Below are 22,481 nucleotides of genomic sequence, written 5' to 3'. Positions count from 1 at the left end.
CCAGGAGTCTGGCGACCGGTGCGCAGCCGGGTCGACCGGTTTCCCGTTGCCCCTGAGAACAGGAAACAAGGAAACCGGCCCGGTTCCCGGACAGACCAACTCGCCGTCCTGTCATGGGCTTAGCACTGCTGGGCCATTGGCTAGGGTGCCGTGATGGACGTTTACGAGTCTGCGCTCGACCTCATCGGCGGCACACCGCTGGTCCGTCTGCGCACCGGGAGCCCCGCCGCCGTCTACGCCAAGCTGGAGTATCTGAGCATCGGGGGCAGCGCCAAGGACCGGATCGGTCTGCGCATGATCGAGCGGGCGGAGCAGGACGGGCTGCTGCGGCCGGGCGGGACCGTCGTCGAGGCCACCTCCGGCAACACCGGCATCGGACTCGCGCTCGTGGCGGCCGAGAAGGGGTACCGGAGCGTGCTGGTCGTCTCGGACCGGGCCAGCGATGAGAAGGTCGCCACCCTGCGGGCCTTCGGCGCCGAGGTCGTGATCAAACCGGGCGGCCTGCCCCGCGAGCACCCCGACCACCCCGTGAGCACCGCGGTCCGCATCGCCGGGACGACGCCGGGCGGGTGGCTTGCCAACCAGTACGACAACCCGGCCAACCCCGAGGCCCACTACCTGACCACCGGGCCGGAGATCTGGCGCCAGACCCGGGGACGCGTCACCCACCTGGTGTCCTGCATCGGCACCGGCGGCACCATCAGCGGCGCCGGCCGCTATCTCAAGGAGGTCGGCGGCGATGCCGTCCAGGTGATCGGGGCGGACCCCGCCTCCTCCGTCTACTCCGGGGGCGACGGCCGCCCGTACTTCATCGAGGCGGCCGGCCATTTCCTGCACCCCGACACCGCGGACGACGTGTGGCCCACGTCGTACCACCCCGAAGTCGTCGACCGCGTCGTGCCCATCGCCGACCGGCACGCACTCGACACCCTGCGCCAACTGGCCCGCGAACAGGGCCTGTTGGTCGGCGGCTCGTCCGGAACGGCGCTGGCCGCAGCCCACCAGGTCGCGGCGGAGGCCGGGCCAGACGCGGTCGTGGTGGTGATCCTGCCGGACTCCGGACGGCAGTACCTGTCCAAGTACTTCAACGACGCCTGGATGCTGCGACTGGGCTTCCTCGACGGCGACACGAGCCACCCCCGGGTCGCGGACGCCACCCCTCCGGACGCCCGCACCACGCCGTTCCCCTACCTCAACACCCGCACCACCGTCGGCGAGGCACTTGCCGTCCTGCGGGCCACGAAGAGCGGCGGCGCGTCACCCGTGCTGCCCGCCGGCCCCTGCCCGGCGGGCCCCGACCGCCGTCCCACGGCGCCCGAACTCACCGGATCCGTAACCCTGGCCGGGCTCGAAGCCGCCGTCCACGACGGCGACGCCACCCCGGCAGACCCGCTGTCGGGCCATCTCGACCCGCCCCTCCCCCACTTCGGCCACGGAGAACCGGCCCGGCCCGCACTCGATGAACTGACCCGGGCGTCGCAGGACACCGCGGTGGTCCTGCACGACGGCTGCGCCCTGGCCCTCATCACCTCGGCCGACCTGCACCACGCCCTCGGCTCCGCCCGCTGACCAGCGGTATCCCGGAAGCGGTTCAGCAGCCTGGGGCGCCCTTGCCTCCGCGCTGCGGCAGGCTCAGGTTGGGACTGCCGTCGGGCCAGGTCAGGGCGATGGTCTTGGTCGTGCCGTCGGCGTCGAGCTGGACCACCGGCGTGGGTTTGCCGGCCGGGGTGCCGTCGCTGCCGAAGGACAGCCAGCCGCTGGCTCCGGGCAGCATCTGGGCGCAGTAGAACTGGTGCAGGATGCCGGTCTCCAGACCCGGGTTCTTCAGTCCCACGGCGTCGTGCCGGCCCGCGCTGATCGCCGCGACGGCCGCGTCGTGGGTGAGCATGGCCTGTCCGCTGCCCAGGTCGACGGGGTCGAAGGCGAGGGTCGCCACGTCCTTGTCGGCGATCGGGGGCTGGCCCGTGCACGGGTCGGGGCGGCCGGTGAACGCGGTCCAGAACTGGTCGTAGTTGTGCTTCGCGTCCGATCCGGGGCAGTCCTTGCCCCACTCGTCGGGGCTGGCAAGCGCGGTGAACGAGACGGTGACCCGGCCGGAGGCGATGCCGTTGAGCACGGCCTTGTCGTGGATGCTCTCCGAGGCGTCGTCACCGACGAGGATGCGCAGCTGGGCGATGCCGCACGGGGCGCCCTGCACCCAGTTCTCCACGAACGCCCCGAGGTCGCGGCCCCGGCCGGCGAAGTAGACCACTGAGGGCGCCGCCTGGCACAGGTTGGCGTGCATCAGGTTGAACTGCTGCACCAGGTAGTCCTGCCGCCCCGATCCGGCGGGCAGGTCGCTGGGCGAGGTGTACGGGAGCACGGTCACGGTGCGGTTCGGCGCCCGGAACCGGGACTTGGCGGCCTCGGCGAGGGTCTGGGTGTAGTCGTCACCGGTGACGCTGTCGGCGACCACCGCGAGGGAGGCGACCACCGGGTGCAGGGTCGACACGTACTGGTTCGCGGCGGTCACCGAGTCCGAATTGGTCGGGGAGACCCGGAACATGTCGACTATCTGCTTCTTGCCGGTGGGATCGGCGGGGTCGGTGTTCATCGAGTTGCCCGTCACCGTGGAGCCGATGACGGGGATGTGCAGCTGGGCGGAGATCGCCGCGGCGGCGCTGCGGGTCTGCTCGGTGCTCTGGCCGAGCCCGACGACCGCCGAAATGTGCTCGGCGCTCGCCCGCTCCTTGACCCGGGCCACCGTTTCGGCCCAGGAGCCGTACTGGCTGCCCATGTTGGCGAGGTACAGCTTGATGGCCGGCGTACTGCCGTAGGCGGCGGTGTTGTTGGCCCGCCACACGGCGGTGAGGGCGCCTTCGATGTTGGGGTAGAGGGAGTCGTAGGTGAGGGTGTCCACATCGGAGACGGGCGAGAGGTCCAGCATCAGGACGATGCTGGTGTACGGGCCCTTCACCCCATCGTTGGCCGACCTGACCAGGTTCTCCAACTCCCGCATCCGGGCGGGCTCGTGGTCGGTGAACGGCACGCTGTCGATGTTCACGCCCGCGCAGGCGAGCGGTGTCCCGGTGGCTGCCATGCCGGTGCCGCACGTCAGCGAGGGCGGGAAGAGCCGGCCGTAGCCCCAGCGGCCGCCGAGCACCAGACCGGACAGGATCACGAGGGCCGCCACGATCGACAGCACCGGGTGGCGGCGCAGCCGCCCGAAGCGGGGGTTGCCTACAGCGGGTGGCATGGACACTCCTTGCGGTGCGGTCGAAGGACGCGGGGCGCCGCGGCCATCGCTGGGCTAGGCGAAGGCCGCCGCCGCCTGCTGGAGCGGACTGACGTCCAGCAGACGGGAGTTGTGCGCGAGGCGGGTGAAACACTCCCGTATCTCGCCGTCCCAGCGCCGGGTGTGCTCGGTCAGCGGGTCGTTGTAGAGCCACAGCAGGGCCAGCAGTTTCGCCGTGGCCACCGCGAGGACCGTCTGCCCGCCGTTCTCGACCCCGCCGAGCAGATGGGCGTACGCCTCCTGCGGGGACCGCTCGTACAGCGGGCGGCAGGGCGCCGACGACAGATAGTCGAGCAGCCGGATCCACGCGCGGTGGTCCTCGTCGAACCGGGCGGCCAGGGCCGCGGCCACCGGCGCGAAACGGCCGAGGGCCAGGTCGTGGAAGAGCCTTCGCTCGACTGCGGCCGCGTCGCCGCCGTGCACCGGTGGCGTGGTCAGCGCGATGGACTGGCTGGTGAACACCTCGTGCCAGCAGCTCCCCTGCGAAGGCGGCGCGGGGCGGGCGGTGTTGAGTGCGGTGAGAGCGCAGCGGGCCAGCCAGGGGTGCAGGGTGGCCGGCCCGTCGGCGTCGCCCCAGCCGATCTCCCGGATGCGGGAGGGGCGGTGGGTGAAGGTGCTGACCCACAGGTGGCGGCGGAGCAGTTCCAGGCTGCGCGGAAGTTCCGCAAGGTCCGACGGCAGCCGCGGATCGTGTGCCGTGTGTACGTCCGCGAGATAGGCGGCCGCGAGCACCACCGCGGGGGCGGTGCTCCAGGTGGCGCCGGGGACGGGCAGCCCCTCGGGCAGGCTGGTCTCCAGGGCGTGGGACCACAGCGGCGTGCCCTGCTCGTCGGCCGGGGAGTGCAGGGACACGGCGGGTCCTGCGCCGTGCGGGCCGGGACGGGCACCGAACTGTTCGTCGAGGACGGCCAGGACGGCGCCGCGGTGGCCCCCGGTCAGCCGGTGGACGACGGACGAGGGCAGTGGCCGGGCGGGCGACGGGTCCGAGCGGTCCATGGCGTACCCGACCTGTTCCTCGGTCATCGGGTCGAGCCACACGGGGTACCACCAGGCGGCCGCCGGTCCCCGGTCGACGCGGACGGCCGCGTCGTTCTCCCGGGCCCACAGCGTCCGGGTCGCGCGGGAGAGCAGCGGGACGCGGCGCTGGGGTGTGGCGGCGCGGGGTGTCGGGCGCCAGGGTTCGCACCACCAGGAGGTCCACTCGGACTGCCACTGCTCGCACGCGGCCAGGACGAGTAAGGGGTCCGCCGCGCCCGAACCGTCCGCGTCGGCGTGCTGGTTGCGGGCCCGGGCCCCCGCGAGCTCGGTGAGGAAGCGCCGCCCGCTGGGGGTCTGGGCGCCGTCCACAAGCAGGACCCACGCGTGGTCGTGGCGGCCTGGGCGGGCGGCCTGGGCGGGCAGCACGCAGGAGCAGGCGGAGCGCAGCGGCGGATGCCGCTCGGCCTGGTCCTTGACATCGGCGAGGAACGCCGCCATGAGGGGACCGACCGCCGCGGAGCGGGACGTGGAACTCAGCCTGATCAGCGCGTCGATGGAGCGGGCGGACTCGGCCTCGGGCACGCTGATGTGCCAGCGCAGCGCGTCCCGTACGCCCCAGCGCGCGGCGCTCTGCAACAAGGATCCGATGACGGGCTTGGCTTGCTCGCGGACCGCGGAGACCACCTCGCGCGCGGGCCCGGACACCAGGGGGCTCAGTGCTCCCTGGGCGACGACGTCCATCGTGGTGGCCGCCGCGTGCTCCAGACGGGTCGCGAACCTGCCCTGGCGGGTGTTGCGTGTGTACTGCTGGATGAGTTCCCTGATCTGGTCGGCGGCCCGGACCCGGTCCGCGTCCAGGTTCTCGTTGAGGGCGAGCAGCCCGAGCCCGAAGCGGTGGAACACCGGGCCGTGGCGCAGATTGTCCCAGCCGCGCATCATCTGGAAGGCGACCAGCGCGGCCGCCGACACCGGGTCGAGCGGGGTCTCGTCGAAGTCGAGCGCCGCGTGCACGACGGTGCCGCCGCACGCTCGCGACACGGCACGCAGCAGATCGGTCTTGCCGGACTGCCTGGGGCCGAGGAGCGCCACGATCGGCTGCCGCTGCCCCGGGTACCGCCACAACATGTGCCGCAGGAACGCATCGGCGCCCCCTGCCGCGTCAAGATCCCCCACCCCACTCACCGCCCCCTGGAACCGACGCGCACAAGGCGCACCCTCCGCATCGATTGACACGGAAGGTAACACCAGGCGGACACGCCGCGACGGGTGTTCCGCCACATCCGCGTGGACGATGCGTATTCGTAAGGCGGTTGAGGGCGGTGGCGGTGTCTCAGCTGGGCGGCCCGGCGGAACAGGACTGTCCGGAGGAACCCTCGACCGAGGACGGGCACTCCCCCGCCCAGCGGGTCACGTGGTCGGCAATGCGGTGACCGGCGCCGTTCTGAGGTGTGCGGCACCGGAGCGGACCGCCCAGGCGAACACCGCCAGGGCGACGGCGCCCACCGCGACGGAGTCGTACGGCGCCGGCAGGTGTCCGGAGCCCCCGAAGGTGCCGAGCCACGACAGCAGGGTCAGCGCGGCCAGGTGGAAGACCAGCCAGGCGCCCTGCCTCAACTCGGCGCGCTGTGAACGCCCTTCGGAGTCGCGCCGCAGCATCAGGAACAGCGGGACGCCGGCAAGGACCAGCGGCAGCGCCAGCCGCAGGTGGTGCCAGCCCGACCAGTAGACGAACTCGCTGGACACCACGAAGCTGATGGGCGCGATCCAGTGCACCCCGGCCACCCGGCCCTCCGCCTTCGGCGCTCCCCGCTCCGCGTCGTACGCCCGGAACGCCGCCGCCGCGACCGCCGAGGCGGCGTAGACGAGCAGGTACATGTCGCCCATCACGCTGACGATGTCCTGCCAGCCGCCGAACGGCAGCATGAAGACGATGATGACCGCGAGGTTGAGCAGCAGGGCCCGGCGGGCCATGCCGGAACGGGGGTCGATCCGCATGAAGAAGCGGGGCAGCAGGCCGTTCTTGGCCAGGGCATAGGTGTGCCGGGCGTCGATCGCTACGCCGACGTACGCGGATCCGCCGGGCGAGACCACCGCGTCGGCGTACAGCAGGGTGGCCAGCCAGTGGAGGTTGAGCACGAGGGCGAGCTGCCCGAAGGGTGAGTCGAAGTTGACTCCCCGCCAGCCGTGTGCGAGCAGCGAGTCGGGCACCGTGAACAGGAACGCCAGTTGCAGCCCGAGATAGACCAGGACGGCGAGAGCGATCCCGGTGAGCACCGCACTCGGCACGGTGCGGCGCGGGTTGCGGGCCTCGCCGGAGAAGTCGAGGGGTGCCTGGAAGCCGTTGACGGAGTACACGATCCCGCCGCCGGCCAGCGCGGTCAGACAGGCCGCGTAGCCGTACGGCGCGAAGCCGCCGTTGTCGGTGAGGCGTCCTGAATGCGTGCCCGAGAGGAACAGGGCGACCACCGTGAGCACCGGGATGAGGACCTTGAACAGCGACACCAGGTTGTTGAGCCGCGCGAAGATCCGCACGGCGAACCAGTTGAGTGCCGTGAGGAGCACGCTCAGACCGGTGGCCACGGCGAGGCCGGAGGCGGTGAGGCGGCCGCCGGCGTACAGGCCGGGCAGGTAGTGCGCGGCGTACTGCATGATCGCGCTGATTTCCGCGGCCGTACCGCCGACCGACAGCAGAACCGACCAGCCGACGACCGTGCCGACGAGCCGGCCGCTCGCGTACAGCGGCCATCGCACGGTGCCGCCGCCCTCCGGGCGGGTGGCTCCGAGTTCGACCATGACCAGCGCCACCAGCGCGCACAGCACCCCGGCCGCGACCCAGGACAGCAGGGCGGCGGGCCCCGCGGTCTGGGCCGCGAACATGGCGGCGAACAGCCAGCCCGAACCGAGGATGTTGGAGAAGCCGATGGCGGTCAGGCTCCAGAAGCCGAGCTCCTTGTGGAGTCGGCGCTCCTCGCCCAGCACCGTCAGGGGCGAAGGAGTCTCCCTGGGCTGGATCGGCCGCACGCGCACCCGCCTCCTTGGATGACTGAGGACACAAGAATGCCCAGCGTGCCACGCCGTGCGCCATACACCGTCCAGGAATCGCATGTCGCCCGCGCACACCCGTCAGACGGTGGGGCCGCTCCAGTACACATCCGCCCACTTCATCGCGTCGTCACCGCGAACACGCCGTCGATGGTCCGCGAACATGGGGCCACCGCCCGGCTCCCCTCGCGGCTCACCAGGTTTCGATGGCGTAGGAGACGCCCGCCGTGTCCGTCTGGAGGCTCACCTTCAGATCGCCGCTGGTGATGTCCACATCGACCGTTCCGGCTGCGGCGCCCACCCGGACCGTCTGGATGCCGTGCCACAGCGTGCCGTTGTGGAGGGCCACCCGGACCGAACCGGTCACCGGGGTGTCGGTGATCTGGTCCATGCCGAGGTGCAGTCTGCGGTTGTACGTGTCCCACGCGGTGCCGTGCGGGAGCAGGACGACGGTGGGCTGGGCGCCCGGCTCGACGCGGCCGGTGATCCATTGGGGCATGTCGGTCTCCTGAGGCGGGGAGTGCTGGAACGAGAGCGCCCAGGCGCGGAGTTCTGCCGTGCTGTGCAGGTGGCAGTAGTCGCGGTCGAGGCCGTTGGACTCGCCGTACTGATGGAAGAGCCAATTAGCCTGGATTCCGGGGCTTCCGGCGGCGCGTCCGGCCGTGGCGATCCACAGGAAGTCGCCGTAGAAGCCGTCCTGGTCGACGTTCCACCAGTAGTCGAGGTTGGCGTACATTCCGACGGGGTGGTGCGGCAGGCGGCTCTTGACGTATCTCAACCAGGCGTCCTTGTAGGCACGTTGGGTCGACTTGGGGACGTGGGAGTTCGCCGCGTCGTAGCCTTCCCAGTCGAGGACCACCAGGTCGCCGGGCTGCCAGTTGACCCAGGCGAGGAAGTAGTCCGCCTCGGCCTGCGCGCTGTTGCCCATGTGGGGGTAGTGGTAGGCGCCCCACACCAGGCCGTTCGCCTTCGCGTGGTCGCGCTGCGACACCCAGCGCGGATTGATGTACGAAAGCCCCTCGGTGACCTTGACGAAGACGAAGGACAGACCACTCGTGTCCGGTGCCGCCGACTGGTACGACGCCCAGTCCTGCCCGTAGATCCCCATCGGAGTCCTTCCGCGGTGCCCACTCGGCCACCGTGACGCCACCCTGCCGGCGGGCCGCCACCACAAGTCGGGGGTCGGAACCGCCTCTTGTCTCCTTCTACTTCCCCATAAATGCAGCGGCCGACTCCTCGCCCGTCACCGCACCGCATGGGTTCGCGTCGCGTACGGGCCACCCGCCGCGGACCACCGGCCGCCGCCGCGACCACGCGAAGGACCGCCGACACATCGTCGGCGGTCCCTGGTCGTGCGGGTCTTAACTGGCGCTGCTGGTACGGGACTTGCGGCGGTACACCGTGAAGGCGATGCCCGCGCCGCCCGCCGCGAGCGCGGCCGCGGTGAGCCCCGCCGGAAGGAGAGCCGACGAAGAGCCGGTCTCGGCAAGGGTCTGGCCGGACGTCTGGGTGGACGGGTTGTTTCCGGAGCCGCCCGTGGCGGCGGCCGTGCCGGTCTCGCCGGTCGTGCCCTGGGAGGCGGGCGGCGCCGGGTTCTTGGGGATCTCCGCCACGGACTTGACCGAGCCGTCCTCGTTGAGCAGCACCTGCTTGCCGTTGGGGTGCTTGAAGTCGAAGGCCGAGTTCAGCGAGCCGGCGCGGGCGTCGAACGAGGCGTCGCCGATCCGTCCGGTGTGCCAGTTGTCCTCGATGAAGCGGGTGATGGACGCCTGCTCGGTCTGGGCGTGGTCGACGGCGTTGACCTTGCTGTACGGCGAGATGACAAGGAGCGGCTGGCGCGTACCGGGGCCGCAGCGGTCCGAGTAGCCGCCGGCCGCGGCCGGTCCGGCCTGGCAGGCCGGGCTGTCGGTGGCCTTGCCGTCGGAGCCGGGCTTGGTGTCCTTCGAGCCGTTCAGCGGCTTGGCGTAGCCGTGGTCGTACCAGCCGTCGGAGTCGTCGTACGCGACGACGACCGCGGTGTCCTTCCACTCCGGCGACTGCTGGAGCTTGTTGATCTTCTCGACGAGGAAGTGCTGCTCATCGATCGGGTCGGAGTAGGCGGCGTGCCCGTCCTGGAACTCCGAGGCCTTCAGGAAGCTCACGGCCGGCAGGTTGCCCGCCTTGAGCGCCGCGTCGAAGTCGCTCAGGTCGTAGTTGTGGTTGGCCTGCCCGTTGTGGCCGATCTCGGCGGTGTTCTTCGGCGGCAGGTGGTGCGGGTTGGACGTCGACTCGTAGTACTGGAAGGGCGAGTGGTGCGGGCTGTAGTCGACCACCGCCGCGCCTCCCACGTTGGCGTGGGTGCTGCCCGAGCACTTCGCGTAACTGCCCTGCTTGCCGTCCCAGGCGGTGCTGGGCCGGAAGCCGCCCTGGAACCAGCCCCAGGAGACCTTCTGCTGGTTGAGCAGGTCGCCGATGTTGCGGCCCTGCATGGCGCCGAGCGCGTTCTTGCTCGTGTGGTCCTTGTTCGAGCAGTCGTCGTACGCCGGGTCGGGGTCGTTGGTGAGGGTGCCGACACCCTTGGCGTCAGGCGAGACGACCGTGTACGGGTCCGGCTTCGCGGTCTGCTTGGGGTGCTCGGTGCCGGAGGCGGGGTCGGTGGATATCACCCCGTGGGTCTGGCCCGAGACGAGGTTGATCGCACCCGGCGTGGAGGGGCCGTAGTTGCTGCTGTACGAGTTGTCGCCGAGCGTGTAGTGCTGGGCGTAGTTCCACATCGCGGTGACGGTGTTGCCGTCGTAGTAGTCCATGACCAGGCCGGGCTCACCGAACAGGTTGCCGGAGCACTTGCCGGAGTCGGTGTTCTGCACGTACTGGTCGGCCTTGCCGGCGTTGGCCGCGTACTGCTCGGGCCCGTAGCTGTGGTTCTGGTCGCAGGTCATGGCCTGCTGCGGGGTGAGCCGCTTGGGGGCGTACTGGTTCGGGTTCTGCGTCAGCAGCCCCGCGTTGCGGAGGGTGTTGATGTCCTTCGGGGTGTGCTTGTCGGCCGTGAACTTCGTGCCGTCGGTGTTCGCCGCCACCGGGTACGCGCCGAAGTAGTGGTCGAAGGACACGTTCTCCTGGAAGAGCACCACCAAGTGCTTGACCGGGGTGGCCGTCTGGCCGCCGGGGTGGTGGTCGGCCGAGTCGGCCGCGGCCGGGACCGTACCGCTCAGCAGGCCGAGTGCCGCGGCACCGGCGAACGCTCCCCAGCGTCTGGCCCAGCGCCCCGGACCTACCGCGCTACGTATGCTGCCCATGCTCCGCATGCCTCCACTGGCGTCCGCCGTCCGGCCGCCTTCTTGTATGTCGTTGACGAAATTCGATGTTTCGCGCGGACCACTACACCGCGACTGCGTCACTGTGTCCTCCCGGTGAACAGGTGGTCAGGAATCCCCGGCCAAAACTTGACCCTCTGTTGGTCAAGTCCGGTCGGTCCAGCAGAACTCAGGCGAGCAGGCCCCGGCCGAACCAGTCGGTCCGGTCCCGCACCCCGGGCAGCGCGAAGAAGTAGCCGCCGCCGAACGGCTTGACGTAGTCCACCAGCGGCTCCCCCGCGAGGCGCTTCTGTACGGTCTCGAACTGCCGGGCCAGGTCCTGCTGGTAGCAGCAGAAGATCAGCCCCATGTCGAGGTCGCCGTTGGTGCGCATGCCGCGGTCGTAGTTGTATCCGCGGCGCAGGATCCGCTGCCCCTCGCTCTGCCCGGACCGCGGATTGGCCAGCCGGATGTGGCTGTCCAGCGGGATCACATCGCCCTTGGGGTCCTGCGCGAACTCCGGGACGTCGAACTCGCCCGATCCGTCCAGCGGGGCGCCGGTGTCCCGGCTGCGGCCGAACATGCGCTCCTGCTCGGTGATCGAGACCCGGTCCCAGAACTCCACGAGCATCCGGATCAGCCGCACCACCTGGTAGCTTCCGCCGGCCGTCCACGACGGTTCGCCGCCGCCCGCGCCCACCCACACGAGGCGGTCCATCGCGGCCGGGTCGGCGGTGTCGGGATTGGCGGTGCCGTCCTTGAAGCCGAGGTGGTTGCGGGGGGTGCCGCTGGGTCTCGGCGGGCTGGTGAAGCCGTCCATGCGCCAGCGCACCTGCAGGCCGCCACGGGTGTGCCGGGCGATGTCGCGCAGGGCGTGCAGGACCACGTCCGGGCTGTCGGCGCACAGTTGGACGCTCAGGTCGCCGTGGCACCAGGCCGCGTCGAGGTCGTCGTCGGGGAAGGCGGGCATCGCGGAGAGCCGGGCCGGCTTGCGGCTCTTCAGCCCGAACCGGTCGTCGAAGAGGGAGGCGCCGACACCCGCCGTGACCGTCAGGCCGCTGGTGGGCACCTGCGGGCCGAGCACCCCGGAGTCGCTGGGCTGCGCGGTGATTCCCACCGGGGGCGGGGAGCCGCCGGTGGCGAGGAAGCGGGCCCGATCGGTGAGGGTGTGCAGCAGTTCCGTCAGCTCCCTGCGGTCCGCCGCGGTGACGTCGAAGGACACGAACGCCGTTGCGCGCTGCGGGGGTTGAAGGATGCCGGGCTGGTGCACGCCGTGGAAGTCCACGGTGGCCGCGGCCTTGCCTGCGTCGTCCGCCCGGGCGGCCGTACGGGGGGTCGCGCCGGGCAGCGCGGCCCCGGTGACCGCGGTCCCGACCCCCGCCGCCGCGCCCCGCAGGAAGCCGCGCCGCCGTACCTCACTCATGTTGTCCTCCGCGCTTCGCAGATGGCCGCCACCGGGGCCAGGAGTTCGACCGCCTGGCCGATGTCGCTGTTGATCCGCTGCCGGTCCGGGCGGTTCAGCCGGTCCAGCGGTGTCCAGCCGCCGTCGCTGTCGAAGCGGTCCAGGGTGTGCTGGGTGCGGTCCAGCCAGGAGTCGAGGCGCGGCAGGTCCGGGTAGCGGCTGGTGAGCAACGGGCGCAGCAGGGTGAGGAGTTCACGGGTTCCGTCGAGGTTGGCGCGGGCGGTGGCCAGGTTGCTGCCGCTGCCGTAGTCGGTGCGGCCGGTGAGCTCGGACTGCGCGGTGGCTTCCAGGATCTCGTGGGCGCGCAGGCCCAGTTGGGCCGGGTCCATCCTGGCCTGCGGCCAGCTGTCGTGCAGGGCGTGCACGGCTTGGGCGAGCCGGTCCGCCGGCCCGCGCAGCGACGCGGCCGACTCTCCGTGCCACAGCCCGTACTCGACACGGTGGAAGCCATTAAAATCCTGGGCTGATGCGGCGGCCGAGAGGCCGGGGCCGGGGCTGTTGATGGCGGCGTCCGCTTCCCCGAACGTTCCGTAGGCTGCGCCCATCCGCTCGTACACCATGTGCGCGGGCAGCCACGCCTGTCGCGCGGCGGCGAGGTCGCCGTCGTCGACGGCCCGCTTCAACTCGTCCGTCCGGTCGGCGAGTTCGACGGTTCTGGCCGCGATCCACTGCTGGTAGGCGAGGGTCGGCGGAATCAGGTCGTGCTGGGTCACCGGCACCGCGGCAGGACCGCTGCCCGCGGTGGCGCCCGCGATCTTCACGGTGGGTCCGGTGACCGCGTCGGCGTCGTCGGGCAGGCACTTGAACGCGTACGAGCCACCGCCCAGTACCACCCGCATCTCGCGGGTGGTGCCGGGGGCGAGGCCCTCGATCTCCCCGTAGACGGCGCCGGTGGCGGGGTCGGTGAGGTCGACCTCGGCCGCTGTCGCGGAGGTGTTGCGCAGCTGGAAAACCTGCGGACCGGGTGTCGCGCCGGTCCAGCCGCGACCACAGGCACCGGTCGACACCTCGATGGTGGTCGGCCCCTGCGCCCCGGGCGCGGCCGCCGGGCGGTGGCCGGATCCGACGGCGTAGACGATGCCGCCGACGGCGAGGGCGGCCACGACCACGGCCGCGCCGATCTGTCGGGCGCGGGCCGGCCGGGCGGTGCGGCCCGGTATGCCGGACTCCCCGTCGGGCTCGGCCGGCTCCTGACCGGCACCCGGATCGAGGTCGGTCATCACGGCACTCCGTTCCTGCCAACTGGGAAAAGACGACGTGCTCATGCTAGACACCCGCCTGAGCACGGAGTGCCCTCAGAGCAGCCCCACCGCCCAGAGTTACCTCCGCGTTCACCGACTCGACACCGAATGCGAGGCATGCGGTGGGCCGGACGGGAAGCGGTCGGTGTTACGCGGAGTCCTCGCTGACCTTGATGAGGATCTTGCCGTGGGCGTGGCCCGTCCGGCTGAGTCCGAAGGCGTCCGCCAGTCGGTCCAGGGGGAACGTCTCGGCCACCGGGACCTTGAGCTGCCCCGAGTCCGCGAGACCGGCCAGGACCGTGAGCCCTTCGCCGTCGGGGCGCACCCACATCCACTGGCCGCCCGCCTCCATGACGGACGGGTCGGCGATCGACGCGTGACGGCCGCCTTCCCGCAGGACCGCCCGGGTCGCGTCGAGCACGCCGCCGACGTAGTCGACCACGACGTCCACGCCGTCGGGAGCCAGCGCCCGGACGCGTTCGGCGAGGCCGTCGCCGTAGGTGACCGGCTCGGCCCCCAGCTCGCGCAGCCGGTCGTGGTTGCGCTCGGAGGCCGTTCCGATGACGCGGGCGCCCAGCGCACGGGCGATCTGCACACCGAACGTGCCGACGCCGCCCGCCACGCCGTGGACGAGCACCGTGTCACCCTTGCCCGTGCCGAGCCGGGTCAGGGTCTGCTGGGCGGTGAGCCCGGCCAGCGGGACGCCCGCCGTCTCCTCCCAGCTCAGGGACTTCGGCTTGCGGGCCAGCGCGCGCACGGGGACGGTCACGAACTCCGCGAAGGTGCCGCCGTGCACGTAGTCCTTCCGGGCGTACGCGAAGACCTCGTCGCCCGCCTTCCATTCGGGCGTGTCGATGCCGACGCGCTCCACGACACCGGCCACGTCCCATCCCGGGATGACCGGAAACACGGTGTCCATCAAGCCGTCGAGCCCCCCGGACATGATCTTCCAGTCGACCGGGTTGACGGCCGCACAGCGCACCCGGACGACCACTTCACCCGGGCCCACCTTGGGCAGCGGCTGGTCGGTGAGGCGCAGCACGGCGTCGTCTCCGTAGGAGGAGTACGTCATGGCCTTCATGGTGGTGTTCTCGGTGCTATCGGAGCTGGTGGGCATCGCTTGCTCTCTCCCGGCGTCATGGGGGCGGGGAGGGGCCCGGTGCGCGGACGGGGGTGCGCCCGCGCTCGGCCGGTCTCCTCGGTCCCCACGATTCTCGTGCGCGGCACGCGGCCGCGCCCCCCGGGCGGGCCTCATACGGCCCGCCCGGGGGGCTTCAGCGTCCGGGACTGGGTCAGCCCGCGTACACGTCCTCCACGTACCGGCGCTCGGCGGTGAGGCGGGCCAGCCAGTCCTCGGCCTCCTCGGCCGAGGCGCCCGTGTGCCGCGCGTACAGCTCGCGGAAGGCGGCGCGCACGCCCGGGGCCATCCGGCTGCCGTCGCCGCACACGTACACCCGGGCACCCTTCTCCAGCAGGGGCCACAGTTCGTCCGCCTCGGCGGCGATGCGGTGCTGGACGAAGCGGCCGTCGCCTTCGGGGGTGGCGCTGAAGGCGGGGCGCAGCGAGAGCACGCCGGCCAGCTCGGCCGCCCGCAGCTCATCGGCGTGCAGGAAGTCGGCGTCCGGGGCGTCGCATCCGAAGTAGAGGACAGCCGGGGCTGGTTGACGTACCGTCAGGCGGTCGGCGACGGCTCCGCGGAACGGAGCCAGGCCCGTTCCCGCGGCGATCATGATGACCGGCTCCGGCGCATCGGGCGCGATGCGGAAGGCCTCGCGGCAGGGCTGGACGCGAGCCAGCACCGTGTCGCCGGGCCGCAGGGAGTGCAGATGGGCCGAGCCGGTGCCGCCGGGCTTCAGCGAGACCATCAGGTCGGCGTGGCGCGGGTCGCGGGCGGGCGAGGAGGACACCGAGTACGGGCGGGGGCGCAGCGGGGGCAGCAGGTCGAGGATGGTCGGCCAGTCGAGTGCGCCGCGCAGTGCGGGGTGGTCCTCGATGAGGCCGAGCAGGGTGCGGGGGTCGTCCGCCGCCAGGTGCTCCAGGGCGGCGCGTTCGGGCGGGCAGGGGTTCTGCGCGGCGAGCAGTGCGGTCTGGGCCGGGGTGGGGCGGGTGCCCAACTCGATGTAGTGGGTGAGGAGTTCGCGTACCGACAGCGGGCGGTCGACGGGCAGGGTGGCCGGTCCCGTGCCCGGCGTGTGGATGTTCAGCACCGTGTCGAGGTCCGCGCCGAGTGCCGCGGCGGCCCGGACCACGGCCGCCGGGTCGTTGGCGGGCAGGACGGCGAGGTGGTCGGCCGTGCGGTAGTCGATGCCGTCGGGCAGCGCCAGGCGCACGAAGCGCTTGGGCCGGGGGTGGCCGGGCGCGGTCAGGTCGCGGGCCTCGGTGACGGTCATCGGGAGGAGGCCGTGGCGCGCGGCGAGCGCGTCGCGCGGGCCGCCGGTGACCTCGGTGACGGTGTACGCGGCGTCGGCGGCCGGTGCTGATGCGCCGATGCTGTCCGGGTCGCCGTACCGTTCGAGGATGGCCACCCGCAGGGACTCCGCGAACTCCCTTACCGTTCCCGTGAGTTCACCCGAGGCGTCGGCTTCGGCGCGCGGAAGTATCCGGTCGGCGCCGAGTGCCGCGAGCCGTTCGTCGATGAGGGTGGGGACGCGCTGATAGGTCGCGGCCCAGTTGCGGTCGCCGACACCGAGCACCGCGTACGGCACTGCCTCCGCCACGCCCGGCTCCGCGTCCTCGATCCACCGGACGAACCGGGCCGCGTCGTCGGTGGGCTGTCCGTTGTAGGAGGCGGCGACGATGACGACGGGGCGGTCCTTGGGCAGGGCGCCCGCGTGGGCGTCCAGCGGGGCGACTTCGGCGGCGAGGCCGAGGCCGGCGGCTTCGGCGGCGAGGCGCTCGGCGAACTCGCGGCAGGTGCCGTAGTTCGTGCCGTGCAGGAGGAGCAGCCCGGTGCCCCGGCGGACTCGGGCGGGCAGTTCGGGGGCGCCTTCGTTGGCCGCCGGACGCGTCGCGCGGGAGCCGGTGCCGGGGAGCGCGGCCCGGTTCAGGGCGCGGTCGGCGGGTGTGCGCCGGATTAGGGAGAGGGTGAACCCGTCGGGCTTGAGGGTGAGGGTCTCCTTGATCCGCAGCTGGTAGCCGGCCGTGTCCACGAAGCGGTAGCGGTGCACGAGCAGAGCGAGCAGCATCGTGGCCTCGTGGAGCGCGAACTGCCGCCCGATGCAGGCCCGTTCGCCCGTACCGAAGGGCTTGTACGCGTGCGGGGAGCGGGCCGCCTCCGCCTCGGGCGTGAACCGTGCCGGGTCGAACAGCTCCGGGTTGTCGCCCCACACCGGGTCGCGGTGCAGCATCGGCGTGAGCACGGTGACCAGTTCGCCCGCGCGCAGCGGGTGGCGGCCGCCGAGCAGGGTGTCCTCGCGGGCCTGCCGGGTGAAGGCGGCCGCGGTGGGCCACAGCCGCAGGGCCTCGCTCAGCACCTGGCGGGTGAAGCGCAGCTTCCCGATGTCCTCGAAGGTGGGGCCGGGGTCGGGGTCGTCGCCCCACAGCTCGTCCGCCTCGCGCTGGGCCAGGCGCAGCGCCGTCGGGTCCTTCAGCAGGTGGTACAGGGCGAAGGAGAGGGTGCCCGAGGTGGTCTCGTGCCCGGCGATCAGGAAGGTGATGACCTGGTTGCGGATGTTGGCCGCGTCCAGGGTGGTGCCGTCCTTGGGGTGCTCGGCGCCCAGCATCAGACCCAGCAGATCGTCGACGGAGGTGTCGCCGCTCTGGTTGCGGGCGGCGATGACCTCGTCCACCACGGCGGCCAGATAGGCCGAGTCGCGCTCGAACTCCCGGTCCTGCTCGCGGTAGTCGGCGCCCTCGGTGCGGCCGAGCCGCTTCATGCTCCACTCCAGGCAGCGCACCATCGCCTCGACGAAGGGGTGGGGGGTGTCCCGGCCGAACGAGTCGAAGTCGAAGCCGAATCCGGCAAGACCGATGGTGTCCAGCGTCATCCGCGTCATGTCGTCGGCGACCTCGACGGCCGACCCCCGGGCCGAGTGGCGGTCCCAGCTGCCCATGACGCGGCGGGCGACGCGCAGCATCGCCGGATGGTAGGTGCGCATCGAGCCGAGCGCGAAGGCGGGCATGAGGATGTCGTGCGCCTTGGCCCAGTTCGGCTCGTCGTTGTACGCGGTGAACAGACCGTCGCCCGCGAACTCTCGTACGTAGTCCAGCGTGATGGAGATGCCCTTGGAGAAGCGGGTCTCGTCGGAGAGTTCGGTGACCAGGTCGAGCGAACTGACGAAGAGGTTCTGGTGCTGGTTCAGTCTGCGCCGGAACACCGGCCCGTGCACCCGGGCCAGCTCCATGGCCTGTTGGACGGGGGTCTCGGTGAGACCGCCGGCCGAGATGTCCACCTCGGGGATGGCCTCGTCGGCGGGGCGTGCTTCGGCAGGGATCGGGATCGTGTCCGTCATGTTTCCAGCGTGGCCCGCCCGGTGTGCCGCGCCGTGGTGGGCGACTGCATGATTGTGCAGTGGTTTCTCACGTCCCGCACTTGCGGACGGGCCGGCAGGGAGTGGTGGCGGACGACATGGCCGACGAGCAGCCGGTGCTGGTGGAGGACATGGGGGCGTGGCGCAACCACTTCCTGACGCTGCTCGACCGCATTCCCATGCCGATCGCCGTCTGCCGGATCGACGCGGAGGTGATCGTCGCGAATCCCGCGATGGCCGCCGAGTGGGGCACCGTCCCGGGCCGACTGCGCGGGCGCTCGCTGCGCGAACTGTTCACACCGCGGTCCGAGGCGCAGTTGGAACGGCTGGTGAGGGCGCTGCGCACCGGCCGCATGTCCCGCTATCCCATCGAGGTGACCTGGCGGTCGGCCACGGACGGCGCCGAGCGCGAGGGCGAGTTCACCATCCACCCGGTGATGGTGGTGCCCCAGCCCGCTCCCCTGCTGCTCGCCATGTTGTACGTACGGGGCGAGCGCCCGGAGCCGCCCGCGCGCGACGCGGTCAGCCCGGCGCAGGCCCGCATCCTGGCGCTGGCCGCGTCCGGTGCGACGACGGCCGCCATCGGCAAGACCCTCGGCCTGACCGTGGACGGCGTCAACTACCACCTCACCCGGCTCTCCCAGCGGTGGCGCGTCCAGGGCCGTACGGCTCTGGTGGCCAAGGCGTACGCGCTGGGCGTCCTCTCCCCCGGCCACTGGCCACCGGTCCCGGCGGAGGGCCTCACCGGGCAGCCTTGACAGGCCGTCGTTCCACGCCGAGCCGGCTCTCCGCCACCACCGTGGGCATCCCGCGCTCCAACCCCCGTCGTGTCACGGCCTCTTAGAGTTCTCTTAAACCTCTTCGTTATCACTGCGCCATGGACACCACAACGGGTAAGTCATCCATCGCGCGCCCGTCCCGCCGGCGCGGCCTTCTCGTTCTCGCCGTCGCCACCGCGCTCGCGGCCGGACTCGCACCTGCCGCCGGCGCGGGTCCCGCGGACCGGGCCGGGGCGCGGATCCACCACGGTCAGGTCGAACTGGCCGTCAGCGGTGGCACGGCCACCATCGACCCGGCGACCCTGCGGATCGACGCCCGCGCCGACGACGGGCAGACCCTGCGCATGTCGGACCCGGCCGCGGACACCCCGGGCACGCCGAGGAACCTGGCCGCATCGGGCAACGGCGCCCGGTGGTCGTACCCGGACCGGGGCCTCGATGCCGAGGCCCGCGTCGAGCACGGCAGGCTGCTCGTCACGATCACCGCCGACCGCGACGCGACCCTGGCCTGGCCGGTCACGGGCACCGACCCGGCCGCCTCCGCCCTCCAACTCCCGCGCGGCGAAGGCCTGTCGCTCCCTGTCGCCGACCCCTTCTGGAACTCCTCGCGGGCCCAACTCGTCGGCAGCGAGGAGGACATGGCGTCGCAGCTCTCCCTGCCCATCTGGGGCTACGCGCTCGGCAGCGGACGGGGCGTCAGCTACCTCGCCCCCACCGACATCGGTACGTCGCTCGCGTACGCCTCCCGAGGCGGCCGCCTGAGCACCACGGCCAAGCACTCCTTCTCCGGCGGCGACGGGACCCGCGGCTACACCGTCGCCTTCTCCCTCACCGACGGCTCGCCCGTCGCGCCCGCCGTCGACTACCGGCACTGGCTCGCCGAGCACGGGCAGCTCGGCAGCCTGAGCGAGAAGATCAGGAAGAACCCGGAGACGGGCCGGCTGCTCGGCGCGTTCCACGCCTACGCCTGGGGCGGCGCCCGCACGGCGGCCGGTATCGCGCGGCTGAAGGCGCTCGGCGTTTCGCGGCTGTGGCTGGGTTACGACGCGGACGAGGCGCCCATGAAGAGCGAGGACGCCGCGGCGGCGAAGAAGGCCGGGTATCTGGTGGGCCCGTACGACTCGTTCGCCAACGGGCGCGCGAAGGGGCCGGACACTCCCCCGAACTCGGTCTGGCCCGACGGCGTCTACCCGTCGTTCTGTGTGCGGCGGGCCGACGGCACTCCCCAGCCCGGCTTCCACAAGCAGGGCTGCTACCTCAGCTCTCAGGCGTTCGAGCAGGCCGAGCCGGGCAGGCACTACCTCGCCGACCGCACGCGTTCGCTGGTCGCCAACGGCGCCACCAGCTATTTTCTCGACGTGGACGCGGCGGGCGAGCTCTTCCGCGACCACGACCCCGCGCACCCGATGACCATGGCTCAGGACCGGACCAACCGCCTGGCCCGGATGCAGCGCCTGGCGGACGGCTCGTACGACACGCACCACGCCCCGCTCGTGCTGGGTTCCGAGTCGGCCGGCGCCTGGGCCAACAAGGTGCTGGCCTTCGACCACGGGTCGGGCACCCCGGTGGACGGCCGACTGTGGCCGATGGAGACCGGGCACTTCGACAGCGCACCCGACCAGCCGAAGGACGACCCCGCCTGGGGCGGCTACACCCCGGCGGCGGCCGCCGACACCTTCTTCAAGCCGGTGCGGGTGAGCGACTTCAAGCCGGAACACCGGGCCGCGGTGGCCGACGCCCTCAAGGCGATGTACGACCCGGCGTATCGCGTGCCGCTGTACGAGGCCGCCCTGCACGGCTCGCTGGTCAATGTGGAGCGCTGGGAACTGCCCTTCGGCAAGCTCCCGGAGCAGAAGACGACGCGGGCACTGCTGGCGATGCTCTACAACACGCCGCTGAACTTCGTGATCAGCGACAAGGACAAGCGCAATGAGCGGAATCTGAACGAACTGGCCGCGCTCCAGAAGTACTTCGCTCCGCTCCACCAGGCAGCGGGCACGAAGGAGTTGACGTCGTACCGTCGGCTGACCGGCGACGGCACGGTCCAGCGGACCGTGTTCGGCGACGGCACGCTGACCGTCACCGCCAACTTCGGCACCGCCGCCCACGACGGCCTCCCGGGCGGCTGCGTCGACGCGACACTCAAGGGCGGCAAGCCGCAGCGGCTGTGCCCGGCCAAGGTGGTGTCGTAGAGCGCGCCCCAGGTCGGCAGGCCACGGGACATCAGCCTCACGGCCGCCCCGTGGTCACACCCTCCGGCCGGTGCGTTCCGTGGCGTCGAGCGCGGCCCCGTAGCCCGACCGTGTGACCGTACGGCCGCCGTGTGCCCCATCGGGCGCGGCGGCGGTATCGAATGCGGTCTGTGACGAAGAACCTGAGTGAGCGGAGCCGTACCGTCCTCGGCGCCTTGTGCGGGCTCCTCGCGGGTTATGCCGCGCTGGCCGTAGCCGAGCTGGTGTCGGCGGCGGTCCGGCCGGAAGCCGGGCCGGTGGTCGCGGTCGGCGCGACGGCCATCGACAGGACACCGGCCACGCTCAAGGAGTGGGCGATCCGCCACTTCGGGACGGACGACAAGCTCGTCCTCCAGCTCGGCATCCTCGCGGTGCTCGCGGTGCTCGCCATGTTCCTCGGGGTACTGGCCGTGCGTTTCCGGCGGGCGGGGGCCGCCGGGGTCCTGGTGTTCGGGGTGGTGGGAGCGCTGGCCGCCACCGGCCGTCCCGATTCGCGCAGTGCGGTGGACGCGCTGCCGTCCGTGTTCGGCGCCGTCGTCGCCGCGGTGCTCCTGTACTGGCTCGTCGCAAGGCTGTCCGCCCGCCGGCCCGAGCAGTCGGCGGATGCCGGGGGCGGGAGCTGGGACCGGCGCGGGTTCGTGAGCGCCGCCGTCGCGGCGGCTGCCGCGTCCACCGGGGCGGGGCTGCTCGGCCGGGCGCTGAACAGTTCGAGCGGCCGGGGCGCGGTCACCTCCCGCAGTGCGGTCGTACTTCCCCGGCCGGCCTCGCCCGCCGCCCCCGTGCCCACGTCGGCGTTCCTCCAACTCCCCGGCCTCAGCCCGCTGTTCACCCCGAACTCCGACTTCTACCGCGTCGACACCGCGCTGGTCGTGCCGAAGGTCGACGCCACCACCTGGCGGCTGAAGATCCACGGGGAGGGTGTCGCCCGCCCCCGCACGATCACTTTTGACGACCTCCTCCAGGGCCGGGCGGGCGAGTTGATCGAGCGGGACATCACGCTGGCATGTGTGTCCAACGAGGTGGGCGGACCCTATGTGGGCAACGCACGCTGGATCGGTGTACGCCTTGCCGATCTGCTGAAGTCGTGTGGTGTGCGCCCACCCTCGCAGGGCGGCCCCGCCGATCAGCTGGTGGCCCGGTCGGTGGACGGGATGACGATCGGCAGCCCCGTCGAGGCCGTGCTGGACGGCCGTGACGCACTGCTCGCCGTCGGCATGAACGGACAGCCGCTGCCGTTCGCACATGGTTTTCCGGTACGGATGGTGGTGCCCGGCCTGTACGGGTACGTGTCGGCGTGCAAGTGGATCGAGGACATCGAGCTGACCACGTTCGCCGCGTACGACGCGTACTGGGTGAAGCGGTCCTGGGCGCAGCAGGCGCCGGTCAAGACGCAGTCCCGCATCGACACCCCGAAGCCGTTCGCCCGGCCCAAGCGGGGCACCGTCATGGTGGCGGGGGTGGCCTGGGCGCAGCATCGGGGCATCTCCCGCGTCGAGGTGCGCGTCGACGACGGGCCCTGGCAGCAGGCGGAGCTGGCGGCCGGGGACACCGTCGACACCTGGCGCCTGTGGTCCTTCGCGTGGCAGGCCACCTCGACCGGCAGCCACACGCTGACCGTACGGGCCACCGACGGCACGGGCACACCCCAGACCGAGCAGCGCACGCCGACCGTCCCCAACGGGGCGACCGGCTGGCACTCCGTCGTGGTCAGCGTCGACTGAGCGGCACCGCCG

13 protein-coding genes are annotated in these 22,481 nt (G+C 71.9%); 4 read left to right on the top strand and 9 right to left on the bottom strand.

Features of this window, described 5'->3' with window-relative positions:
- Positions 1-153: 153 nt before the first annotated feature.
- The gene (locus ACIBK6_RS11265) at positions 154-1,569 is read left to right on the top strand and encodes a PLP-dependent cysteine synthase family protein (protein WP_399050822.1); all 1,416 of its coding nucleotides are present in this window, start codon (positions 154-156) and stop codon (positions 1,567-1,569) included.
- Positions 1,570-1,591: 22 nt separating this feature from the next.
- On the opposite strand, the gene ACIBK6_RS11260 is transcribed toward ACIBK6_RS11265, so the two are convergent.
- The 9 genes from ACIBK6_RS11260 to ACIBK6_RS11220 all read right to left on the bottom strand — a co-directional run bounded on the left by ACIBK6_RS11260 (position 1,592) and on the right by ACIBK6_RS11220 (position 17,720).
- The gene (locus ACIBK6_RS11260) at positions 1,592-3,235 is read right to left on the bottom strand and encodes an ABC transporter substrate-binding protein (protein ID WP_399050821.1); all 1,644 of its coding nucleotides are present in this window, start codon (positions 3,233-3,235) and stop codon (positions 1,592-1,594) included.
- Between the two features lie 54 nt (positions 3,236-3,289).
- Entirely contained in the window at positions 3,290-5,425 is a 2,136-nt protein-coding gene (locus ACIBK6_RS11255) for a hypothetical protein (RefSeq protein ID WP_399050820.1), read from the bottom strand.
- A 234-nt stretch (positions 5,426-5,659) separates the two neighbouring features.
- Entirely contained in the window at positions 5,660-7,264 is a 1,605-nt protein-coding gene (locus tag ACIBK6_RS11250; RefSeq protein WP_399051003.1) for an APC family permease, read from the bottom strand.
- A gap of 223 nt (positions 7,265-7,487) precedes the next feature.
- On the bottom strand, positions 7,488-8,402 hold the full coding sequence (locus ACIBK6_RS11245; protein WP_399050819.1) for a glycoside hydrolase family 25 protein: 915 nt from the start codon (positions 8,400-8,402) through the stop codon (positions 7,488-7,490).
- 253 nt (positions 8,403-8,655) lie between these two features.
- Positions 8,656-10,569, bottom strand: coding sequence for a phospholipase C (locus ACIBK6_RS11240; RefSeq protein WP_399050817.1), 1,914 nt, complete (start codon positions 10,567-10,569; stop codon positions 8,656-8,658).
- 187 nt (positions 10,570-10,756) lie between these two features.
- Complete coding sequence (gene efeB, locus ACIBK6_RS11235) at positions 10,757-11,989, bottom strand: iron uptake transporter deferrochelatase/peroxidase subunit (RefSeq protein WP_399050816.1); 1,233 nt, start codon at positions 11,987-11,989, stop codon at positions 10,757-10,759.
- Positions 11,986-13,248 (bottom strand): EfeM/EfeO family lipoprotein, encoded by a 1,263-nt coding sequence (locus ACIBK6_RS11230; protein WP_399050814.1) that lies wholly within the window; start codon positions 13,246-13,248, stop codon positions 11,986-11,988. The genes efeB and ACIBK6_RS11230 overlap by 4 nt, the downstream gene beginning before the upstream one ends.
- 169 nt (positions 13,249-13,417) lie before the next feature.
- Positions 13,418-14,350, bottom strand: a complete 933-nt coding sequence (locus ACIBK6_RS11225; protein WP_399051001.1) for an NADP-dependent oxidoreductase — start codon at positions 14,348-14,350, stop codon at positions 13,418-13,420.
- Positions 14,351-14,561: 211 nt separating this feature from the next.
- On the bottom strand, positions 14,562-17,720 hold the full coding sequence (locus ACIBK6_RS11220) for a cytochrome P450 (RefSeq protein WP_399050813.1): 3,159 nt from the start codon (positions 17,718-17,720) through the stop codon (positions 14,562-14,564).
- 59 nt (positions 17,721-17,779) lie between these two features.
- Between ACIBK6_RS11220 and ACIBK6_RS11215 the strand changes: the two genes are divergently transcribed.
- The 3 genes from ACIBK6_RS11215 to ACIBK6_RS11205 all read left to right on the top strand — a co-directional run bounded on the left by ACIBK6_RS11215 (position 17,780) and on the right by ACIBK6_RS11205 (position 22,469).
- Positions 17,780-18,496, top strand: coding sequence for a helix-turn-helix transcriptional regulator (locus tag ACIBK6_RS11215; RefSeq protein ID WP_399050811.1), 717 nt, complete (start codon positions 17,780-17,782; stop codon positions 18,494-18,496).
- Positions 18,497-18,615: 119 nt separating this feature from the next.
- Positions 18,616-20,709, top strand: a complete 2,094-nt coding sequence (locus ACIBK6_RS11210) for a glycoside hydrolase (RefSeq protein WP_399050810.1) — start codon at positions 18,616-18,618, stop codon at positions 20,707-20,709.
- Positions 20,710-20,870: 161 nt separating this feature from the next.
- Positions 20,871-22,469 carry a molybdopterin-dependent oxidoreductase gene (locus ACIBK6_RS11205; protein ID WP_399050809.1) on the top strand — a complete coding sequence of 533 codons (1,599 nt, stop codon included), beginning with the start codon at positions 20,871-20,873 and terminating at the stop codon, positions 22,467-22,469.
- Positions 22,470-22,481: the final 12 nt, after the last annotated feature.

This window comes from Streptomyces sp. NPDC050485, from assembly GCF_044458185.1.
Classification (GTDB): domain Bacteria; phylum Actinomycetota; class Actinomycetes; order Streptomycetales; family Streptomycetaceae; genus Streptomyces.
This window is presented reverse-complemented; position numbering and strand designations above follow the sequence as displayed.